Genomic DNA, 18,901 nt, shown 5'->3' with positions numbered 1-18,901 from the left:
TTTTATGTTACTTTTTTGGTTGAAAATTACATTACCAACCTCGACTTAAATACAATTTGTTGGTCTGCTACATCTGAATTCTCGATTCGTTCAAATAGAATTTCGGCTGCCTTACGGGCTTGCATACCTGGAAACTGCTCGATACGACCCATTGGTGGGTTTTCCATGTATTGCCAAAGAGGATAATTAGCATAGCTAATAAAGAAGATATCTTGATTTAAAACCAACCCTTTGTTGCGCGCTGCCTTCATCAAATCCAGTGTAACAAAGTCATTGAAAGAAATAATCGCTGAAGGTCTTTCGGACATCGCAAATATACTGTCCATTGCTTTCTCATTTCCTTCGGTGCTCAGGTCTGTTTCAATAATATTTTTTTCCAAGATATCCATCCCATTTCGCTTCATTGCAGATAAATAGGCTACTTTTCTATCCTCACTCGCAGGCAAAGTCTTTGGCCCATTGACCAAAGCAATGACTTTATGCCCACGGGCAACAAAAGCATCAACAGCCTCATTCATTCCTGTGGATAGATCGCTTTGAACTTTATTGATATTCGGTAAACTAGGAACACAATCAAAAAAGACAACCGGGATTCCAGATGACTCTAATTTCTCGATAAACTCCAAATTAATCGTTTTCTTACCAATAGACATCAAAATACCATCTACCCTATGATTTTTAAATGTTTTTAAAATCTGTTCTTCCCGATCAGGATCATCCAACGACTGCCCCATTAAAACAGTGTACCGTTGTGCCGAAGCAACATTTTCTATTTCGCTGATTGCAAAAGAAAAAAATGGCTCTGAAAGACTGGGTAAAATCACAGCTATGGTAAACGTTTTACGCTGTTTAAAAAAAATGGCTGTTTGATTGGGTTCGTAGTTCAATTCTTCGGCCATTTTTTTTACACGCATTGTCGTTACCAATCCAATACTTGGATGGTCATTCAATGCTCTTGACACCGTTGAAGGACTGATTTTCAGCTTCTTGGCAATTTCCTTAATCGTGGCAGGCTTGTTCACTTTATTCATAAATCCAAGGGCTTTATATAAAAATAGGGCTTTTATATCCCTAATCATAATTTTTTTTCAACAATGTTTATTCAGTATATTTTAAAGTCAAAACATTGTTGGTAGATAATACAAAGATAATCAATGAAAACTTAGTCCACAAATTGAATCGCAGTGATATCCACTGCAAATTCCTGTACTAAAAATTGAGTAGGGTCTATTTGCCGGAAATCAAGTTCATCTTGAAAATAAATTTTCACTCGATTGCTAAACTCACCCCAGTCTACAAATTTCACCTTATTCAATTGCTCCAGTGGATTCCCTTTCGTCAAAACGCATATTTCCTTACCTTCCGCATTCAATTGCGAAAATAGTGCAGTAATATGGTCAAAAAGATGCAACTTAAGTGGTAATACAGCATTTACATGTAGTCGTTCAAAATGCTCCTTGTACTTCATATCAAATCCAAAAGTCGCTTGCGCATGTTCAAATAGGAATTCCTCGCCCTGATTTTCCAAATGGTTTTTCATAAAGTTGACCAAATCACCCTGTGGGGGGAAGGTCTCCGTGAATTCTATAAAGTTAGCAAAGAGATAATAAACTTGGAGTAAGTAGTCTTTTTTCGGAAAAAGAACATCATCCAATTCAAAGACGTACACTTTTTTTTCTTCTGGAAACATCATCACTAATAGACCTTAAAATTAAAAAAGTTGAACAGATTATGCCCAACAGATACCAAATTGAGAATAGGATTATTTTACTTCGACACACAGACTAATGCGAACTCTTCAGCCGAATCCGAAGTGACCATAAGTCCATCCAATGTACTTTCATAGATCTCCTCACCCAACAAATTATTGCCTTTTGAAAGCAAAACATAAGGAAGATCAGCCGGAGGGTTTTCAATGATAGAAAATGTTTCAAGGATGTCCTTATCTGGCACGAGAACTGAAATCTGATATTCATCAAATAAAACTTTGGCTTCGGCCAATGGTTCCAGTTCGAAACCGCCTAAAGGTAACACATAATCAACCTTTTGATCTAAACTCAATTTTAGCACCTCATGCGCAAAAGTTGGTAGCAAGCCCTTTGGAATGGCTACATAATTCCCAGACTTTAAAAGTAATTCCGGAATCTCTTCCGAACTCGCATACAAAACCTCAAAACTACCTGAAAGTTTTCTAGCGATACGCATTGCCAGCGGTCTGGTTCCGAAAGTTATCAATATTTTCTTCATCAAAATAAAATGTTATTCATCGGCAACTAAGCCCTCAAAGATTCTTCCAATAAATCAGGCTGGCTCTTTTCGTCCTACACCTCGATCTATAAGCACAATGGCTTTCCTATGAAATAGGTTACACCACCAATCCGTCACGCATATGAATTGTTCGATCCGATATACGGGCCAATTCTTCATTATGGGTAACGATGATAAATGTTTGTTGGAATTTGTTTCTAAGATCAAAAAACAGCTGATGTAAGGCCGCTGCATTTTCGGAATCCAGGTTCCCTGAAGGCTCGTCAGCTAAAATGATTGAAGGATCATTCATCAACGCCCTAGCGACAGACACACGTTGTTGTTCACCTCCAGACATTTCAGCAGGCTTATGATCAATACGATGAGAAACACCGAGTAGCTCCAATAGTTCTTTCGCTTTCGTTTCGGCTTCAGCTCGCCCCTGGCCGCGGATAAATGCAGGAATACACACATTTTCCAATGCGGTAAATTCAGGCAATAAATGATGAAACTGAAAAACGAAACCAATATGCTCATTGCGAAATGCACTCAGCTTTTTGGCACTCAGTTTATGGATATCGACGCCATCAATAAATATCGAACCTTGGTCAGGTTTGTCCAACGTTCCGATAATATGCAAAAGTGTACTTTTACCTGCCCCTGACGCTCCGACAATACTCACGATTTCACCCTTTTCCACGGTTATGTCGACGCCTTTTAAGATGGGCAATGCCCCATAAGCTTTGTGAATTCCTTTGGCTTGTAACATCATAGGGCAAAGATAAATAAATTTACGATATCACACCTTTGAATAAATAAGCAGTTATTTCTCTATTTCAGCCATTTTATTTTTCACAAATGTCAAAAAATAGATAAAAGAGCAATTTATCGCTTGTCTTATCCCTCAAAAAAACATATTTTTACGCCAAATATTTTTGCAAATGAACATTCACGAATATCAAGGAAAACAAATACTAAAGAGCTTTGGTGTGCGCGTACAGGAAGGTATCGTAGCAGATACTCCAGAGCAAGCTGTGGAAGCGGCTAAAAAGATGAAAGAAGACTACAATTCCGACTGGGTTGTTGTCAAAGCTCAAATTCACGCTGGTGGCCGTGGTAAAGGTGGTGGTGTCAAGTTAGCTAAGAACTTAGATGAAGTCAAACAAAAAGCAACTGACATCATTGGTATGCAATTAGTAACGCCTCAAACTGGACCTGAAGGTAAAAAAGTAAACAAAGTTTTGGTTGCTCAAGACGTTTACTATCCAGGTGAAAGCGAAACAAAAGAATTCTACATGTCTGTATTATTAGACCGTGCTACAGGACGTAACATTGTTATGTACTCTACAGAAGGTGGTATGGACATTGAAGAAGTTGCAGAAAAAACACCGCACTTGATTTTCAAAGAAGAAATCGATCCAAAAGTAGGCTTACAAGGATTCCAAGCACGTAAAATTGCTTTTAATCTAGGTCTTTCTGGTGCTGCACACAAGGAAATGGTAAAATTCGTTGCTGCACTTTACAAAGCATACGATTCTACTGACTCTTCTATGTTCGAGATCAATCCGGTATTAAAAACTTCTGATGACAAAATCTTAGCAGTTGATGCCAAAGTAAATCTTGACGAGAACGCATTGTACCGTCACCCTGATTACGCAGCTATGCGCGATGTAACAGAAGAAGATCCAACGGAAGTTGAAGCTGGTGAATCAAACCTTAACTATGTTAAACTTGACGGTAACGTTGGTTGTATGGTAAACGGTGCAGGTCTTGCAATGGCAACAATGGATATCATCAAATTAGCTGGTGGTGAACCTGCAAACTTCTTAGATGTTGGTGGTACTGCAAATGCTGAAACTGTAAAAGCTGGTTTCAATATCATTTTGAAAGACCCTAATGTAAAAGCAATTTTGATCAATATCTTCGGTGGTATCGTTCGTTGTGACCGTGTAGCGCAAGGTGTTATTGATGCTTACAGTGAAATTGGTAATATTCCTGTTCCTATCATCGTACGTCTTCAAGGTACTAATGCTGAAGAAGCGAAAAAATTAATCGATGAATCAGGCTTACAAGTTTATTCTGCAATCTTATTGAAAGAAGCTGCTGAATTAGTAACTAAAGTGTTGAAAGGTTAATTCCTTCAATCATCATAAAGCTTAAAAGCGGAACAACTCAGTTGTTCCGCTTTTTTTTGCCCCCAAGGCAGCTATTTTTTACTCAGTTTGACGCAAATAGTGGCCGGGAAAAATTAAGTTTAGAAGCTTATTGAGCCTTCATTCAGCGAATTAAATCAACATTTATACCCAATAAACCAATAGAATAGCTTATTTTTGTATTGCTTTTTTAACAAAGCATCTTTTACAAGTCATTCTCCAAAAATTAAGATGGAACACACAAGAATAAAGGAACTATTGAATGCCACAGAATTCGGCAAAGAGGTCGTTGTTAAAGGTTGGGTAAGAACTTTCCGTAACAATCAATTTATAGCAATTAATGACGGTTCGTCAATCAATAATATTCAAGCAGTAGTCGATTTTGAAAATACACCTGAAGATATCCTAAAGCGTATCACTACCGGAGCTGCAGTTCGTGTAAAAGGTCAATTGATAGAATCGCTAGGTAAAGGACAAAAAGTAGAAGTTAAAGCTACTGAAGTAAGCATTATAGGTGATTCAGATCCTGAAAAATACCCTTTACAACCGAAAAAACACAGCTTAGAATTTCTACGTGAAATTGCTCACTTACGTTTTCGTACAGGCACATTCAATGCAGTATTCAAAGTACGTAACGCCTTAGCTTTCGCTGTACATAAATTTTTCCAAGAAAATGATTTTGTGTACATGCACACACCGATTATCACAGGTTCTGATGCAGAAGGTGCTGGTGAAATGTTTCAGGTGACTACCTTAAATTTGAACAACCCGCCACGTAAAGAAAATGGCGAAATTGATTTCAAGGAAGATTTCTTCGGGAAATCTACAAATCTTACCGTATCTGGTCAATTGGAAGGTGAACTCGGAGCAATGGCTTTTGGGAACATCTATACTTTTGGACCAACCTTTAGAGCTGAAAACTCAAATACAACACGTCACTTGGCTGAATTCTGGATGATAGAACCTGAAATGGCTTTCTATGAATTGGAAGACAATATGGATTTAGCAGAAGCTTTGCTGAAATACGTGATTAAATACGCTTTGGAAACTTGTCCTGAGGAAATTGAGTTTTTGAAAAGCCGTTTGTTAGAAGAAGAGAAATCAAAACCAGCAGCAGAACGTTCTGAATTAAATTTGGTTGAAAAACTAAACTTTGTCTTAGAGAACAATTTCGAACGTGTAACTTATACTGACGCTGTTGAAATACTAAAACGTAGTAAGCCAAACCAGAAGAAACAATTCAAGTATCTAATTGATGACTGGGGAGCTGACCTGCAATCTGAACATGAACGCTATTTAGTGGAAAAACACTTCAAAAAACCTGTTATCCTAACTGATTATCCAAGAGAAATCAAATCTTTCTACATGAAACAGAATGAGCCTGATGCTCAGGGTCGTAATACTGTTCGTGCCATGGATATTCTTTTCCCAGGTATCGGTGAAATGGTCGGTGGTTCGCAACGTGAGGAAAATCTTGACCGTCTATTAGCACGTATGGCCGAAGTAGGTATACCAGCAGCAGAAATGGAATGGTTCTTGGATACACGCCGCTTTGGTTCAGTGCCACATTCAGGATTTGGTGTAGGCTTTGAGCGCCTGGTATTATTCACAACCGGAATGACAAATATCCGCGACGTAATACCATTCCCCCGCACACCGAAAAACGCAGAATTTTAATATAAAGAACAACAGCCAAAACAAAATATTTTGGCTGTTGTTCTTTTAAATATATACGTAGTGGAAGAATAGTTTTGAAGCTTTGACATCATCCGCTTCCTGCTCGAAAGTGACCAGATTAAAAACTAAAATCACCCTACGCCATTATAAATTTTACCAGACTAGATATGCTTATCAAAATATATAACGACAATCCCAATCCAAAAGCCATCGCGCAAGCCGTTGATATCCTTAGGCGTGGTGGTGTAATCATTTACCCTACAGATACCGTTTACGGTATAGGCTGTGATATTACACAACAAAAGGCAATTGAACGTGTCTGTGAGATTAGAGGCTTAAAGCCTGATAAGGCCAACCTATCTTTTATCTGTTACGACCTGACCGATATTTCACAATACACCAAATCTTTCGACACCGCTGTCTTTCGTGTCCTTAAGAAGGCATTACCCGGCCCTTTTACATTTATCTTTAACGCGACCACTAAAGTTCCCAAACTATTAAGTTCGAAGAAGAAAACCGTAGGTATTCGTGTACCAGACAATAACATCGTTCGGGAAATTGTGAAACAATTAGGCAATCCGATTGTGACGACTTCCATCCACGATGAAGACGAAATTATCGAATACTCTACGGATCCCGAATTGATCTATGAGAAATATCAAGATCTCGTGGATGCCGTTATTGACGGAGGCTTTGGGGACAATGTCGCTTCAACAGTAGTAGACCTGACAGAGGGAACCTTTGATGTTGTTCGTGAAGGAAAAGGTGATCTGGAACAATACTTATAGAATTTAGTATTCTCCAAATAGTGCAAGACTATTTAACATTTCAACAAATATCTTAACACACCAACAAGGATCACCTCAGATTAGATTGTTGGTATTTTGTGCATAAGATCTACTTTCCGACACTTAAATACTCACTTTTCCACAAAAATAACCACTTATTAACAGTTGAAATGTTAATAAGTGGAACATACACATATAACCATTGATCTAAAATGTGTATAACCCAGCACTTATTAACAAGCAAATGTGAATAAGGTAAATAAGCAAGTCTAGAAAATAACGATAAATGTGCAAAACTAAAGGGTTATCAACATAAAAATGTTTATAACAAGCTTAAAAACTCTTCGGCATCGAAATATGATGTGTATAACAGATCCAAATTCACATAACAATGTTGAAAGTTAACAACCCAACTCCACACGTTGCTTCAACGCTGTGTTAAAAAGTTCAAATCCCTGCCTCGTTGTCAACAATAACTTTCCGCAGAAGGGGATTAATATACCAGAAAACAGCTCACCCTGAATGAGTCGAACCTGTCCCTCCTCCATTGGCTCCAATATAAAATAATGTTCGCCATCAAAAATTCCAGGGATAAATAGTTTACCTTTCCAACGTAGCTCGCGGTTTGAATCAATACGTAAAAAGCGTGGGTTCATCTTTATTTTAAAACCATCGGGTTGTTCTAGCATGACTGAACAGCGCTGTCCCAATACAGGCTCCTGTCCAAAGCTTTTAATCGTTGGGCTCCACACTGGATAAGTCTTGAAATCTGTCAACACTTGCCATACTTGCTCAATTGTCGCTTTAATTATGATACTTGTCTCAATCTTTTTCATTTTTTCAATAATATTTATATCCCTGCATATTGAAGCCCACATGCTTACCCCAATACCCCTTATCGGTTGCTATACATCATGATGGATTCATTGAATTGACGATACTCCAGAAAACAAGTGTGTACAAAGTGTTTCAAATTGAATACCTTATTACACAGAAGCCTTAGGCCAATTCAAAGCCCATCGGCTCCTCATTTACTATTGGAGATAAAACAAAACTAGGATAAGAAATGGAGACAGCTCTTGACTTTTATCAAGAACTCATTTTTGCGCGGATACGACTGAGTGTTTCGGGGCTCATACCCAAGACTGAGGCTATATATTGAAGTGGTACTTGATGGAATAGGGATTTATGTTGTTCAAAATATTGTTGATAACGTTCTTCTGCTGTCAAACAAATAAAATCCGAAATTCGTTGCTCCATCGCTCCGAAACATTTTGCTAAAAATGCCTTTTCAAATTTATTCCATTCAATAACCTCAGATTCCATCTTCTGGTAATCTGATTTTGGTAAACGGTACAAATGACAGTCACTGATGCATTGAAAATTCCATTTGGAAGGGGTATCAAAAATAAAAGAAGAGAGATCTGTAACGAAATGATTAGCTGTACCGATCCACTGTGTAAATTCTCCTTTTTTACTCCATGCGAATTGGCGAATCAGTCCGGATTCGATAACAAATAAATTGGAAGAATAGTCCCCTTCTTTGATCAGATAATCTCCTCTTTTGAGTTCAATTTGTTCGAAACTTGCGAACAATTTCTCCTGAGTGGCTTCTGGAAGAGGAAATAGGTTTTCAAACAATTGATTAAACATACCTACGAAAGCAAACTACAAGATCACGACTTCTTCGATGATGACGTGTCCTACATACTCGTTTACCCTTCCAAGGATTTGCCGACGCATTAAAGCCAATTCGTTTTTAATAACGGCAGACTCCACACGCACAAACAACTTTTTGTCTCGTACATAAAGCTGTTGCGTACGATTGGCAATTGCTTTACCAATCAATTGAGGCCATACTGAAGCGATTGAGGTCTCATCAAATTTTCGACGTAGCTTGTAAGCTTCAAGGAGACGTTCTACCCCCTGCTTAATGGTCATATCATCGCTTGACCGAATAAATTCTAGGCTCTTTTTCGTTGGTTGCTTCTTATACATTCACTTGTCCTCCTTCGATACCAAATATACGAACAGGGCGGTTGATTTCGTCAAAGATTCGTTGAATTCTTTTCGAATCTGTATCCGTTAGAAAAATTTGCCCAAAATCATCCTCAGAGACCATCTGCATTAATTTATGGGTACGGCGATCGTCGAGCTTATCAAAAATATCATCCAAGAGCAACAAAGGTTTGAATCCCTTTTTCTGTTGTAGATAAGAATATTGAGCAAGTTTCAACGCAATGAGAAATGATTTTTGTTGGCCCTGCGAACCAAACTTTTTTAACGGCATTCCACCATGAATGGTAAATATCAGATCATCCTTATGAATTCCCTGACTGGTGCGTTCCAGAATACGATCACGCTCCAGGTTTTTCTCTAGGATATTCAAGAATGAATCTAACATTAGCGGAGATTCATACTGCAATTGGACAGATTCAGCATCTTCGGTCAGAAATTGATAATGTCGATCAAATTCAGGTTGGAACTCCGCCATAAATGATCTTCTCTTTTCAAAGATAATTTTACCTACTTCCTCCAGTTGAAAGTTAAGAATTTCGATTAAACCTAGATCCAAGACATTGGTTTGGCGAGCTTGCTTCAGCACGCTATTTCGTTGGATCAGAAACTTGTTGTAGATGATTAAGGTATCTAGGTATTTATTGTCAGTTTGTGAAATCACGTTATCCACAAACTTTCGGCGTTCCTCGCTACCGTCTGTGACGATTACGCTATCATTGGGAGATATCATGACCAAAGGGAAAAGCCCAATATGATCAGCCAATCGAGGATAATCTTTTTTATTTTTTTTAAACTGCTTTTTTTGATTCTTTTTTAGGCTACAGGAAATAACGTCACTATTCGATTCCTTATCAAATTCTCCTTGCACCATAAACCAATCATTACCGGATTTGATATGTTGCGAATCAATAGGATTAAAATAGCTTTTACAAAGTGACAAGTAGTGGATCGCATCCAATAGATTGGTTTTACCAACACCATTATTCCCTGTAAAAGCATTTACTTCAGGGAGAAATTCCAATGAAGATTCCGAGTAATTCTTGAAATTTAGAACAGAAAGTTGCTTGAGCCACATAGCTACAAAGATACGCTATTTGGACCGCTAAAAATTATTTTATTTCCTCAAAATCGACAAACTCACCAGCTGTTTCTGTCCCCTTACGCTCTGGAGTTTCCTTCGGTGGGATATAGTCAACCTGAATTTTACCCTCTGGTTGGGATCTTTTATTTTCTTGTTGTCCTTGACCAGTGAATTCGTAATAGAAAGCACCACCTTGCCCCTGTCCGCTATATGCTCCCCCCTGTTCCTGCGCTTTTTTCATCAACTTTTCAGCTGCTTTGCGCATCGCAAACGGTAAAAATAATTTGAATAAGAATCTTACTACAAAGTAAACAGCGACTGTAATAAGTATAAATTTTAAAAATGCCATAGTTAATTCGTTGCTATTTTCTCAAATTTAACCAATAACTCGATAAACTGTTGTCTTTAAATTGTCAGATAAGAAATATTAACAAATTTTAAGACTTTCCCAATTTCCCTTTTGTCTCCATGATCGTGCGGTATAGCTCTTCATGCCGTTGTGTTCCCAACACATAAGTTAATCCATCTTTATCTGTTAGATATACAGCATTTTTTCCACCCGCAAAAAACTTAATCTTCCCTTTGGTATGTAGATTATAAACAGGATTATTAAAAAAGAATGTACTATAAGGAGCCTTTTCAACCTTCGAGATCGAGGCCAGATCAATTTTCACAACGCGCGTTGACCAAAGGCCACTGATCAAGATATGGTCCTGAAATACCTCAATTCGAAACAAGACCATATACATCATCACAATAGATGTAATAATAATCCCAACTCCGACAATGAAAAACAATTGACTGGAGATCAAATGATCCAAGTTTAGATAAAATGCCGTAAAGCAGAATAGCACAAGTACCAAACGCACGCTTATCCAAACACGGTCACGTCCTAAATATTGATTTTCCGAATAGAGTACACCTTCTTTCATTTCTTTTATTAGTATTGAGCTAGTAGACTTAAGCCTTAATCACATTTACAGACTAAAGTAAGGACTTTTTTTGTATTGCTAGTAATCTTATAACGATTATCCATACGATAATTGGCTAGCCAAAGGATATCGCCATTACCATTCACTACAATGGGAATATTTTCCTTTTCGAATAAGCTGATTTTTTTATTGATGAAAAAATCGCTCAGTTTTTTCCGACCTTCCATGCCTAAAGGATAAAAACTATCCCCGATCTTCCACGAACGAATCGTCAAGGGAAAGACAAGCAGATCGTAATCGAGTTTTGCGATCTCTTTATTGTTGGTGATAGTAAGCTCAGTAGATACTCCCGCATGGAAACAATACTGCTTCCACTCCACGGTTGATGTTTCTGAGGTAATTATTGCTTCGTCCAAAGATATAAATTCCTTTTCTCTGATAAAAAGTTCATTTCTATCCAAAAGCATATTGTAACAATCCGATTGAAAAATACGACCTGATTCCTTGGCCCAAGCCTGTTGCAAATCACTTAACACTGCTTTTGAAAAATTAAAATCAGAAAACAGTTCGTATAATAAAGGTAAATTATTCAAATATTCTTCCAGGTCTTCCTTACGCACCACCCAACCATCGCCGGTCGTCTGAAAAAGTTTGTTACGTATGGGTTCGACAAATTGTTGTAACAAAACATATGATTCCTTAAAGTGTGTAATATTCTGTTCGAAAATCTGTTCAAAATCAGGTTGTAGTTTTTTGAAATGAGGAATAATATCTATTCGTATCTTATTACGGGCATACTTGGTCGAAAAGTTAGATTGATCATCCCGATAAGCAATGGCATATTCCTGAACGTAATATTCAATTTCACTTGCTTTGAGAAATAAAAGCGGTCGAATGATACGATCTCTTAAGGGTAAAATTCCCTGAAGACCTTGTAGCCCAGTTCCACGTGAAAGATTTAACAGGACTGTTTCAATGTGATCATTGAGGTGTTGGGCCACAGCAATCCGGTCAAACTGAAGTTCTTCCCGAAGCTGCTCAAACCAGGTATAACGTAGTTCACGTGCAGCCATCTGGATAGAAATTTGATTTTCCTTGGCGTAGGTCTTGGTATCAAATTGATTGACAAATATTGGAATTCCATTATCAGAAGCAAACTTTCTAACTAAGGCTTCATCCAGTTCAGAATCCTCTCCACGCAACTGAAAGTTACAGTGTGCAATAGCGATTCTAAAGCCCGCTTTTGCGAATAAATGTGCCATCAACATCGAATCTTTACCACCACTTACTGTAAGCAATATTTTGTCATGAGGCATCATTAAATGCTCCTTTTCAATATATCCCTTTAATCTTTCCAGCACATTCATATAACAAAGTTACAGTATATTTTGTCCGAATGATAAATTCACATCTTAAAATTTGTGAAATCCAATAAAGTAGCAATTAAAATCCATATTTTTGCCCTTGTGAGACAATACATTTTTACCCTTATTGTATTAATTTTAACTGCCTTGACGGTCCAAGCGCAGAAACAGGACGAATTAAAATTACTTTCTTCGTCGCATATTATTACTGGAAAAAACGGTAACGTTGTTTTCTACCGTCCGGTTTATGAGCATGTTGGTTCGACGCTATCGTCTGACAGTGGGTATTTACATAATGATAAACTGGGTCGTCAATTCTTTGAAGCCTATGGAAATGTAATCATCACCCAACCTGATGGCACACAGATATTTTCCAATAAACTGCATTATGAAGCGGCCATGCAGTTAGCCACATTGACCGGAGCTGTCCGTATGGTTAGTACCAGCGGATCAATATTGACCACCGACCATCTGGTGTATAACATGCGTAGTAAAATTGGAAACTATTATAGTGGTGGACGGATTCTCTCCGGAAGTGACACCATCACCAGTCAACGCGCAACTTATTTCGAAAATACTGGCGAATCCTATTTTAATCAAAAAGTTGTTGTCCGATCAACCAATGTTAAAGTCTATACAGACTCAATGAAATACAATGGCAACACCCGCATAACGGATTTCTATGGCCCTACGAATATGAAAGGAAACAAGGGCGAAAATCTATATACTGAAAAAGGCCGTTATCATATGGCTACTGGTCAGGCTTATTTTTCAAAAAACAACCTATATACAGAAGGCACTAAATTCCTTAAGGGGGACAGCCTTTTCTATGACAGACAAGTCGGCATCGGCAAAGCCGTGAAAAACGTTGTCTTTGTAGACACCCTGGATAAATTCTATGCTTATGGCGGATATGGACTCTATAATGGGAAAAACGAATCCATCACCATGACCGATAAACCTCTGGTTGTTTCGGTGGTGAAAAAAGATTCCACCAAAAAAGATTCGGTCTCATCCTTCTCTCCTGTGCAGCAAAAGTCCGAAAAAGAGCTGAAAAAAGAAGCTAAGGAATTAAAAAAAGCGGAGAAAGAAGAGCAGAAGGGCAAGGAAAAAAACAATAAAGCTGAAATTGTTGCCAATAAGGATTCCAAAAAGAGCTTAACGGAAAACAAAAATGTCATCGGCAAGGATGAAAATTTAAAGGAAAACGCCGAAATGGACTCTGTCTTTATGACCGCTGACACCCTATTCTCTCAAATGATCTTCCGTCGAGATTATATTGCCCGAGATTTTAAATTAAACCGTGAAGGGGGAGCCATCGAAGAAGACAACGAGGTCGATTATGGCGATAAAGATTCCATTTCTGCGGATCTTGACTCAACCAATACACTACAACAAGCAGCAGACAGTCTTAAGAAAGGCATAGATAGTTTGCACAAAAACGAAATCAAGAAACCAGTCCTTGACAAGGTGGGCAAGAAATTACCAGATACGGTTACAACCAATAGGCAGAATATTCCAAAAAAACAACCGGTAATAGTGGGGGATCAAAATCGCATCGAAATTGAGAAAAACCTGAAAGCCGATAGTGTCTTGCGTAAAAAAGCAATCATTCCTAAAGGCGGGGAATCAGATAAGATTATGGGCGCAGCACTAAAAAATGCACAAGAAGGAAAAAGAGATTCCCTATCCCAGGATACGATTAAAACAAGGATTCTAAAAGCCTACTATAATGCGCGACTATTTAAATCCGACTTACAAGCCGTTGCCGACTCGATGTATTATGGCATGCAAGATTCGATGTTTAGGTTAATGGGAAAACCGATGATGTGGGCTGAGAATTCGCAGATATCGGGCGATACGATATTCCTACAGGTGAAAAATCAGAAGCTGGATAACTCCCTATTGGTTGGAAATGCATTTATGGTCAATGCCACTAGCGACTCATTAAAGTTCAATCAGATTAAAGGACGGAAGATCACCAGTTTCTTTACCAATAACCGTATGGAGCGCCTCTTTGTTGATGGGAATGCTGAAAATATCTTCTATAACATTGATGAGAAAACCAATGTAACGACAGAACTCGTTCATGACCGAAGCAGCCGTTTCAAAATTCTGATGGAGAACAATAAACTTCAAGAATACGTTTCTATCCGAAAAGTCGATGGAAAAGTCTATCCGATTGCTGAAGTTACGGCGGACAAGGAATTTTTACCAAACTTTACATGGCGTCCTGAGGACCGTCCTAAATCCAAAGATGATCTATTAAATAGGAAACGTGATCTTTCTAAGTCCTCTTTTACCGCTCCAACAGAAAAGGAAACCGAGGACAATGGAAAAATGAAATCCAAGCCTAAAGAGGATAAGGGAAACCTTCAAAAAAAGGCCAGCGATACTAAATCTGGGGCAGATGTTATTACAGACAAGACAAATGGAAATACTAAAACAGCCAAACCTGAAGCAACAACAGCTAAATCTCCAGTAAAAAAGGACATTGCTCCCGCGGTCGATAAAAAAACTGTTAAACAGGATTCAACGAATCTAAAACCATCAGCACGACCAGTACAAGATAGTACTCAAATGTCCAAAAAGAAAGAAGTAAAATAGTCCGTATACAAGATAAAAGCAAGCGGGGCAAAATATCAATTTTGCCCCGCTTGCTTTTATCGTCAACAATAAAGTTAATCGACCAAACCTTATCTCAGTATTATTTAGTTTTTAAATAAGTGGCAAGCTTGCCTACAGCAATCGCACGATGGCTGATCGCATTTTTTTCATCTGCGCTCATTTCAGCAAAAGTTGTATCGTACCCATTTGGAATAAAAATCGGATCATAACCAAATCCATCCACTCCTCTACGCTCTTTAGTGATCTGTCCTTCGATACTTCCCTCGAAAAAATGTTGCTGTTCGTTCAGATAGAGGGAAATGACAGTTTTAAATCGAGCAGTTCGGTTGGGGTTGTCCCCAAGTCTTTCCAAGACGAGATCAATATTCTTTTCCATATCCCTTGAGCCCGAGTAACGTGCCGAATAAACTCCAGGTTCGCCATTTAATGCATCTATTTCGAGACCTGAGTCATCACCAAAACAATAAAGTCCATATTTGTTTACCAAATAATCCGTTTTTTGCTGTGCATTTTCCTCAAATGTAACTCCAGTTTCTGGGATATCATCCTGACAATCGATATCGTTCAAACTTTTAATAACAAAAGTGTCTCCCACTATTGCTTGGACCTCTTCCAATTTATGGGCATTATTTGTTGCAAACACAAGTTCTAGCATCTTCTTCAAATTTATATTGCCAAAAGTAGAAATTCTTATTTAAAAGATAGTAATCATTATGAGGGGACAAATCGTTTTTAAAAGTTAAGAAACAATAAATGTTTTAAACTCGTTCCAGAACAGTTTCTTTTTATTGACATCGGCAAACATTTCTTCAAAGCTGAAGGTATTGAAAACCGTTGCTATGCGCCCCTTCATATAGGAATTATGTTCGATCGGAGGAAGTTTCAACGATGCAGGCTCCACACCTAATAGAATAATCTTCGTCGGTTGAAAGAATTGCATAATCTGTTTAAAATCGTTCGGATTATGCGTATTGGCCAAGTTAACCACCGCTACAGTTTCCTTAGTTAATTTTAGAGCGCCAATCGTTTTTTCAAATGCTTCGAGTGCTGCTGGAGAGAAATAAGGATATTGTGCATAGCGCAGGATAAAAAGTATTCCCTGATCTTTGCTACCCTGATAAATAAATTCACCACCTAATACCTCAAGCGCATTATTACCTTCTTCATTACCGAGATAACCTGATCCCATGGTTTCGTCTGTGACAGACAGCTTAACAAGGTGATCAGTAGCAGGAATTCCAACAGCGACATATTCTGTATCCTTTGCTTTAGACACAGCTTCCTGCTCTGATTGAAGATCAAAGCCATTGGCAAAAATCGTCTCATCCATCAAGGCTTGTAGGGCGACAGGATTATCTGTTGTTAAATTGCTCATTGTTCGAAAAGGAAATAGTAGCATGTAAAGATAAAGAAGAAAAGAGTAAAAGAAAAAGGGAGTAAAGAATAAAGAAATTGCCAGAGACAAATTCTTCGTTCCTCACTCCCTTTCGTATATCGAAAAGATTAATGTCCTAAGATATAAGAGAAAATCAAAGGTGCTACGATTGTAGCATCAGATTCTACAACAAATTTAGGCGTATCGATATCCAATTTACCCCAAGTGATTTTTTCATTTGGAACTGCTCCAGAGTAAGAACCATAAGAAGTAGTTGAATCAGAAATTTGACAGAAATAAGCCCAGAAAGGTACTTCTTCCCACTCCAAATCTTGATACATCATTGGCACTACACAGATTGGGAAATCACCGGAAATACCACCTGCAATCTGGAAGAAACCTACGCCTTTTCCAGCGGAATTGTTACGGTACCATTCTGTCAAATAAATCATGTACTCAATACCTGATTTAACGGTGCTCGCTTTCAATTTACCTTTGATCACATTTGATGCGAATATATTACCTGTAGTTGAGTCTTCCCATCCCGGACATACAATCGGCAAGTTTTTCTCAGCAGCAGCAACAATCCATGAGTCTTTTGGATCAATTTCATAATATTGTTCCAATACACCAGAATTAACTACTTGATATAAGAATTCATGTGGCAAGTAACGCTCACCTTTCGCTTCTGCGGCATGCCATACATCTTCAAGATGCTTCTGCAAGCGACGGAAAGCCTCTTCTTCTGGAATACAAGTATCTGTTACACGATTATAGTGATTATCCAATAATTCTCTTTCTTGTTCCGCTGTCAAATCTCTATAATTTGGGATTCTTTTGTAATGTGAGTGAGCAACTAAGTTCATCACATCCTCTTCCAAATTAGCCCCAGTACAAGAAATAAAGTGTACTTTATCTTGACGGATCATTTCTGCCAAAGAAACACCCAATTCAGCAGTAGACATTGCACCTCCAAGAGAGATCAACATTTTTCCACCATCCAAAAGATGTTCCTCGTAACCTTTTGCAGCATCTACTAATGCCGCTGCGTTAAAGTGACGGTAATTATGCTCAATAAATTGAGAAATAGGTCCTTTTTGAGTACTCATAATATTTTCTAACTTTTATAAAATAATAAGTACGGCAAAGGTACTGAATATTATCTATTTCAGGTTCCCTCTCCCACCAAAACAGCTATTAACTGCTTATTTTTTAACAAATGTAAAAAAACAGACAATTTCTACTTCTTCAGTAGTCTTGAAAAGAAGAAATATGCAGCCACTAAAAAAATGACAATAACAATAAGGACGGCAATCTCCTGGCCACCTATCCCCCAGTTCATACTATTCATACCTTCTGCATAAAAGTTAAATCATCCATCTCTCACAACGGTCCAAAAATGCCTGGTCTATATCCCCACCGATACCCGGTTCATCCGAAATATGGATTTTGTATCCATCATATTGTATCCCTCCAACGACAGGGTCTTCCAGATGACCAACCATACAGGTATCTAAATCAAAAAACTTGACATTGGGAGCCGCATAGGCGAAATGGACTTTTGCGGCCAATGCTAAGCGAGACTCCAGCATCCCACCAATCATACAGTTAATACCGTACTCTGCTGCGACTTTATTGATTCTCAAGGCTTCTTGAATCCCCCCTGATTTAGAAAACTTGATATTGATATAATCACAAGCATCTGCTTTACAAAGTCGTTCCGCATCATGATGCGAATAAACCGACTCATCAGCCATAATTGGGACGATCGTCTCTGTACGCAATTGCGGCAACAATTCATCATTCCAGGTCCGCATTGGCTGCTCACAAAATTGAATTTTAAACGGTTCTAGCCCCTGTAAGGCTTCTACCGCGTCTTCATAAGACCAACCTTGGTTTGCATCTATCCGAATAGGCATCTCAAATCCTATCGCTTTACGTATTTCACGGATACGAGCCACATCTGTTTTCGGATCCTTACCCAATTTTACTTTCAACATGACAGCTCCCCCTTCCTGTAGACGCTTAGCTTTTATTGCCATCTCCTCCGGAGAGGCTATACCCAATGTCATATCCGTTGTTATCTCCCGTTTAGCTCCACGCAAAAACTGATAAAGTGGAATACCAGCATGTTTGGCTGCTAAATCATGCAATGCAATATCAAAAGCAGATTTGATGGTTCGATTTCCTGCGATATACAAATCTAGCTCAGCCAATCGATCATCGATGGCCAGCGGGTCCTTTCCTTTCCAGATCTTGGCAAAATCACGTGCCAAAACCAGACAGGTATCCTGTGTTTCTCCCACAATCATCGGAAAGGCAGAGCATTCCCCGACGCCGTAAATAGTCGTATCGGTATGTATGCGTATAAAGGTATTTTGCGCATAATCCATGGTTCCAGTTGCGATAACAAATGGTTCCATCGGAATACTTAGTCTGTAGATCTCAATTTCAGTTATTTTCATCTTAGTGTCTATAAATTAAGGCATGTTGACGCAGCGCAAACAGCCTGCAATACTTTGCCTAATTTATACATATTATTGCAATCATACGATGCTTTTTCAATACCTACCTAAAATTTATCGCCAAGTGATGCATTATTAAGAAATGAAAGATGAGGTTTACATCCTAAAACAA

19 protein-coding genes are annotated in these 18,901 nt (G+C 38.4%); 4 read left to right on the top strand and 15 right to left on the bottom strand.

Annotation, left to right across the window (positions count from 1 at the left end; genetic code table 11):
- Positions 1 to 26: 26 nt before the first annotated feature.
- The 4 genes from ABFX33_RS09950 to ABFX33_RS09935 form a co-directional block, all read right to left on the bottom strand.
- The gene (locus ABFX33_RS09950) at positions 27 to 1,031 is read right to left on the bottom strand and encodes a LacI family DNA-binding transcriptional regulator (protein ID WP_346085847.1); all 1,005 of its coding nucleotides are present in this window, start codon (positions 1,029 to 1,031) and stop codon (positions 27 to 29) included.
- A gap of 131 nt (positions 1,032 to 1,162) precedes the next feature.
- Positions 1,163 to 1,693: an HAD family hydrolase gene (locus tag ABFX33_RS09945; RefSeq protein ID WP_346085846.1), complete on the bottom strand. Its 531-nt coding sequence runs from the start codon at positions 1,691 to 1,693 to the stop codon at positions 1,163 to 1,165.
- Positions 1,694 to 1,767: 74 nt separating this feature from the next.
- Entirely contained in the window at positions 1,768 to 2,247 is a 480-nt protein-coding gene (locus tag ABFX33_RS09940) for an ATP-grasp domain-containing protein (protein WP_346085844.1), read from the bottom strand.
- 118 nt (positions 2,248 to 2,365) lie between these two features.
- Entirely contained in the window at positions 2,366 to 3,016 is a 651-nt protein-coding gene (locus tag ABFX33_RS09935; RefSeq protein WP_208642616.1) for an ABC transporter ATP-binding protein, read from the bottom strand.
- 172 nt (positions 3,017 to 3,188) lie between these two features.
- Between ABFX33_RS09935 and sucC the strand changes: the two genes are divergently transcribed.
- From sucC to ABFX33_RS09920, 3 genes are all read left to right on the top strand, one after another.
- Positions 3,189 to 4,382: an ADP-forming succinate--CoA ligase subunit beta gene (sucC, locus tag ABFX33_RS09930; RefSeq protein ID WP_120261531.1), complete on the top strand. Its 1,194-nt coding sequence runs from the start codon at positions 3,189 to 3,191 to the stop codon at positions 4,380 to 4,382.
- A 249-nt stretch (positions 4,383 to 4,631) separates the two neighbouring features.
- Positions 4,632 to 6,077, top strand: a complete 1,446-nt coding sequence (gene asnS / locus ABFX33_RS09925) for an asparagine--tRNA ligase (protein WP_346085842.1) — start codon at positions 4,632 to 4,634, stop codon at positions 6,075 to 6,077.
- Positions 6,078 to 6,244: 167 nt separating this feature from the next.
- Positions 6,245 to 6,865, top strand: a complete 621-nt coding sequence (locus ABFX33_RS09920; RefSeq protein WP_120261529.1) for an L-threonylcarbamoyladenylate synthase — start codon at positions 6,245 to 6,247, stop codon at positions 6,863 to 6,865.
- A gap of 401 nt (positions 6,866 to 7,266) precedes the next feature.
- Here ABFX33_RS09920 and ABFX33_RS09915 read toward each other — a convergent pair whose 3' ends face one another.
- From ABFX33_RS09915 to tilS, 7 genes are all read right to left on the bottom strand, one after another.
- Positions 7,267 to 7,701 (bottom strand): SRPBCC domain-containing protein, encoded by a 435-nt coding sequence (locus tag ABFX33_RS09915; RefSeq protein ID WP_257094009.1) that lies wholly within the window; start codon positions 7,699 to 7,701, stop codon positions 7,267 to 7,269.
- A 253-nt stretch (positions 7,702 to 7,954) separates the two neighbouring features.
- The gene (locus tag ABFX33_RS09910; protein ID WP_257094011.1) at positions 7,955 to 8,518 is read right to left on the bottom strand and encodes a Crp/Fnr family transcriptional regulator; all 564 of its coding nucleotides are present in this window, start codon (positions 8,516 to 8,518) and stop codon (positions 7,955 to 7,957) included.
- 15 nt (positions 8,519 to 8,533) lie between these two features.
- Positions 8,534 to 8,863 carry a DciA family protein gene (locus tag ABFX33_RS09905; protein ID WP_077437878.1) on the bottom strand — a complete coding sequence of 110 codons (330 nt, stop codon included), beginning with the start codon at positions 8,861 to 8,863 and terminating at the stop codon, positions 8,534 to 8,536.
- Entirely contained in the window at positions 8,856 to 9,959 is a 1,104-nt protein-coding gene (recF, locus tag ABFX33_RS09900; RefSeq protein ID WP_346085839.1) for a DNA replication/repair protein RecF, read from the bottom strand. Before recF ends, ABFX33_RS09905 begins: the two co-directional genes overlap by 8 nt.
- Before the next feature lie 34 nt (positions 9,960 to 9,993).
- Entirely contained in the window at positions 9,994 to 10,314 is a 321-nt protein-coding gene (locus tag ABFX33_RS09895) for a DUF4834 family protein (RefSeq protein ID WP_346085837.1), read from the bottom strand.
- A gap of 88 nt (positions 10,315 to 10,402) precedes the next feature.
- Positions 10,403 to 10,897: a hypothetical protein gene (locus ABFX33_RS09890; protein ID WP_120261524.1), complete on the bottom strand. Its 495-nt coding sequence runs from the start codon at positions 10,895 to 10,897 to the stop codon at positions 10,403 to 10,405.
- 35 nt (positions 10,898 to 10,932) lie between these two features.
- Entirely contained in the window at positions 10,933 to 12,264 is a 1,332-nt protein-coding gene (tilS, locus tag ABFX33_RS09885) for a tRNA lysidine(34) synthetase TilS (RefSeq protein ID WP_346085836.1), read from the bottom strand.
- Positions 12,265 to 12,363: 99 nt separating this feature from the next.
- Between tilS and ABFX33_RS09880 the strand changes: the two genes are divergently transcribed.
- Positions 12,364 to 14,868 carry an OstA-like protein gene (locus ABFX33_RS09880; RefSeq protein ID WP_346085834.1) on the top strand — a complete coding sequence of 835 codons (2,505 nt, stop codon included), beginning with the start codon at positions 12,364 to 12,366 and terminating at the stop codon, positions 14,866 to 14,868.
- 100 nt (positions 14,869 to 14,968) lie between these two features.
- Here the strand turns inward: ABFX33_RS09880 and ABFX33_RS09875 are convergent, their stop codons facing one another.
- From ABFX33_RS09875 to ABFX33_RS09860, 4 genes are all read right to left on the bottom strand, one after another.
- Positions 14,969 to 15,544: a non-canonical purine NTP diphosphatase gene (locus ABFX33_RS09875; protein ID WP_346085832.1), complete on the bottom strand. Its 576-nt coding sequence runs from the start codon at positions 15,542 to 15,544 to the stop codon at positions 14,969 to 14,971.
- An 84-nt stretch (positions 15,545 to 15,628) separates the two neighbouring features.
- Complete coding sequence (locus ABFX33_RS09870) at positions 15,629 to 16,264, bottom strand: hypothetical protein (protein WP_257094029.1); 636 nt, start codon at positions 16,262 to 16,264, stop codon at positions 15,629 to 15,631.
- 128 nt (positions 16,265 to 16,392) lie between these two features.
- A complete protein-coding gene (locus ABFX33_RS09865; RefSeq protein ID WP_120261519.1) occupies positions 16,393 to 17,373 on the bottom strand; it encodes a deoxyhypusine synthase family protein in 981 nt (326 codons plus the stop codon).
- Between the two features lie 258 nt (positions 17,374 to 17,631).
- Entirely contained in the window at positions 17,632 to 18,729 is a 1,098-nt protein-coding gene (locus ABFX33_RS09860) for a mandelate racemase/muconate lactonizing enzyme family protein (RefSeq protein ID WP_346085830.1), read from the bottom strand.
- Positions 18,730 to 18,901 lie beyond the last annotated feature (172 nt).

Origin of the sequence: Sphingobacterium ginsenosidimutans, assembly GCF_039536865.1 — a bacterium.
GTDB lineage: Bacteria > Bacteroidota > Bacteroidia > Sphingobacteriales > Sphingobacteriaceae > Sphingobacterium > Sphingobacterium detergens.
The sequence above is the reverse complement of the archived record's forward strand: the minus strand, read 5'-3'. Positions and strand labels throughout refer to the sequence as shown.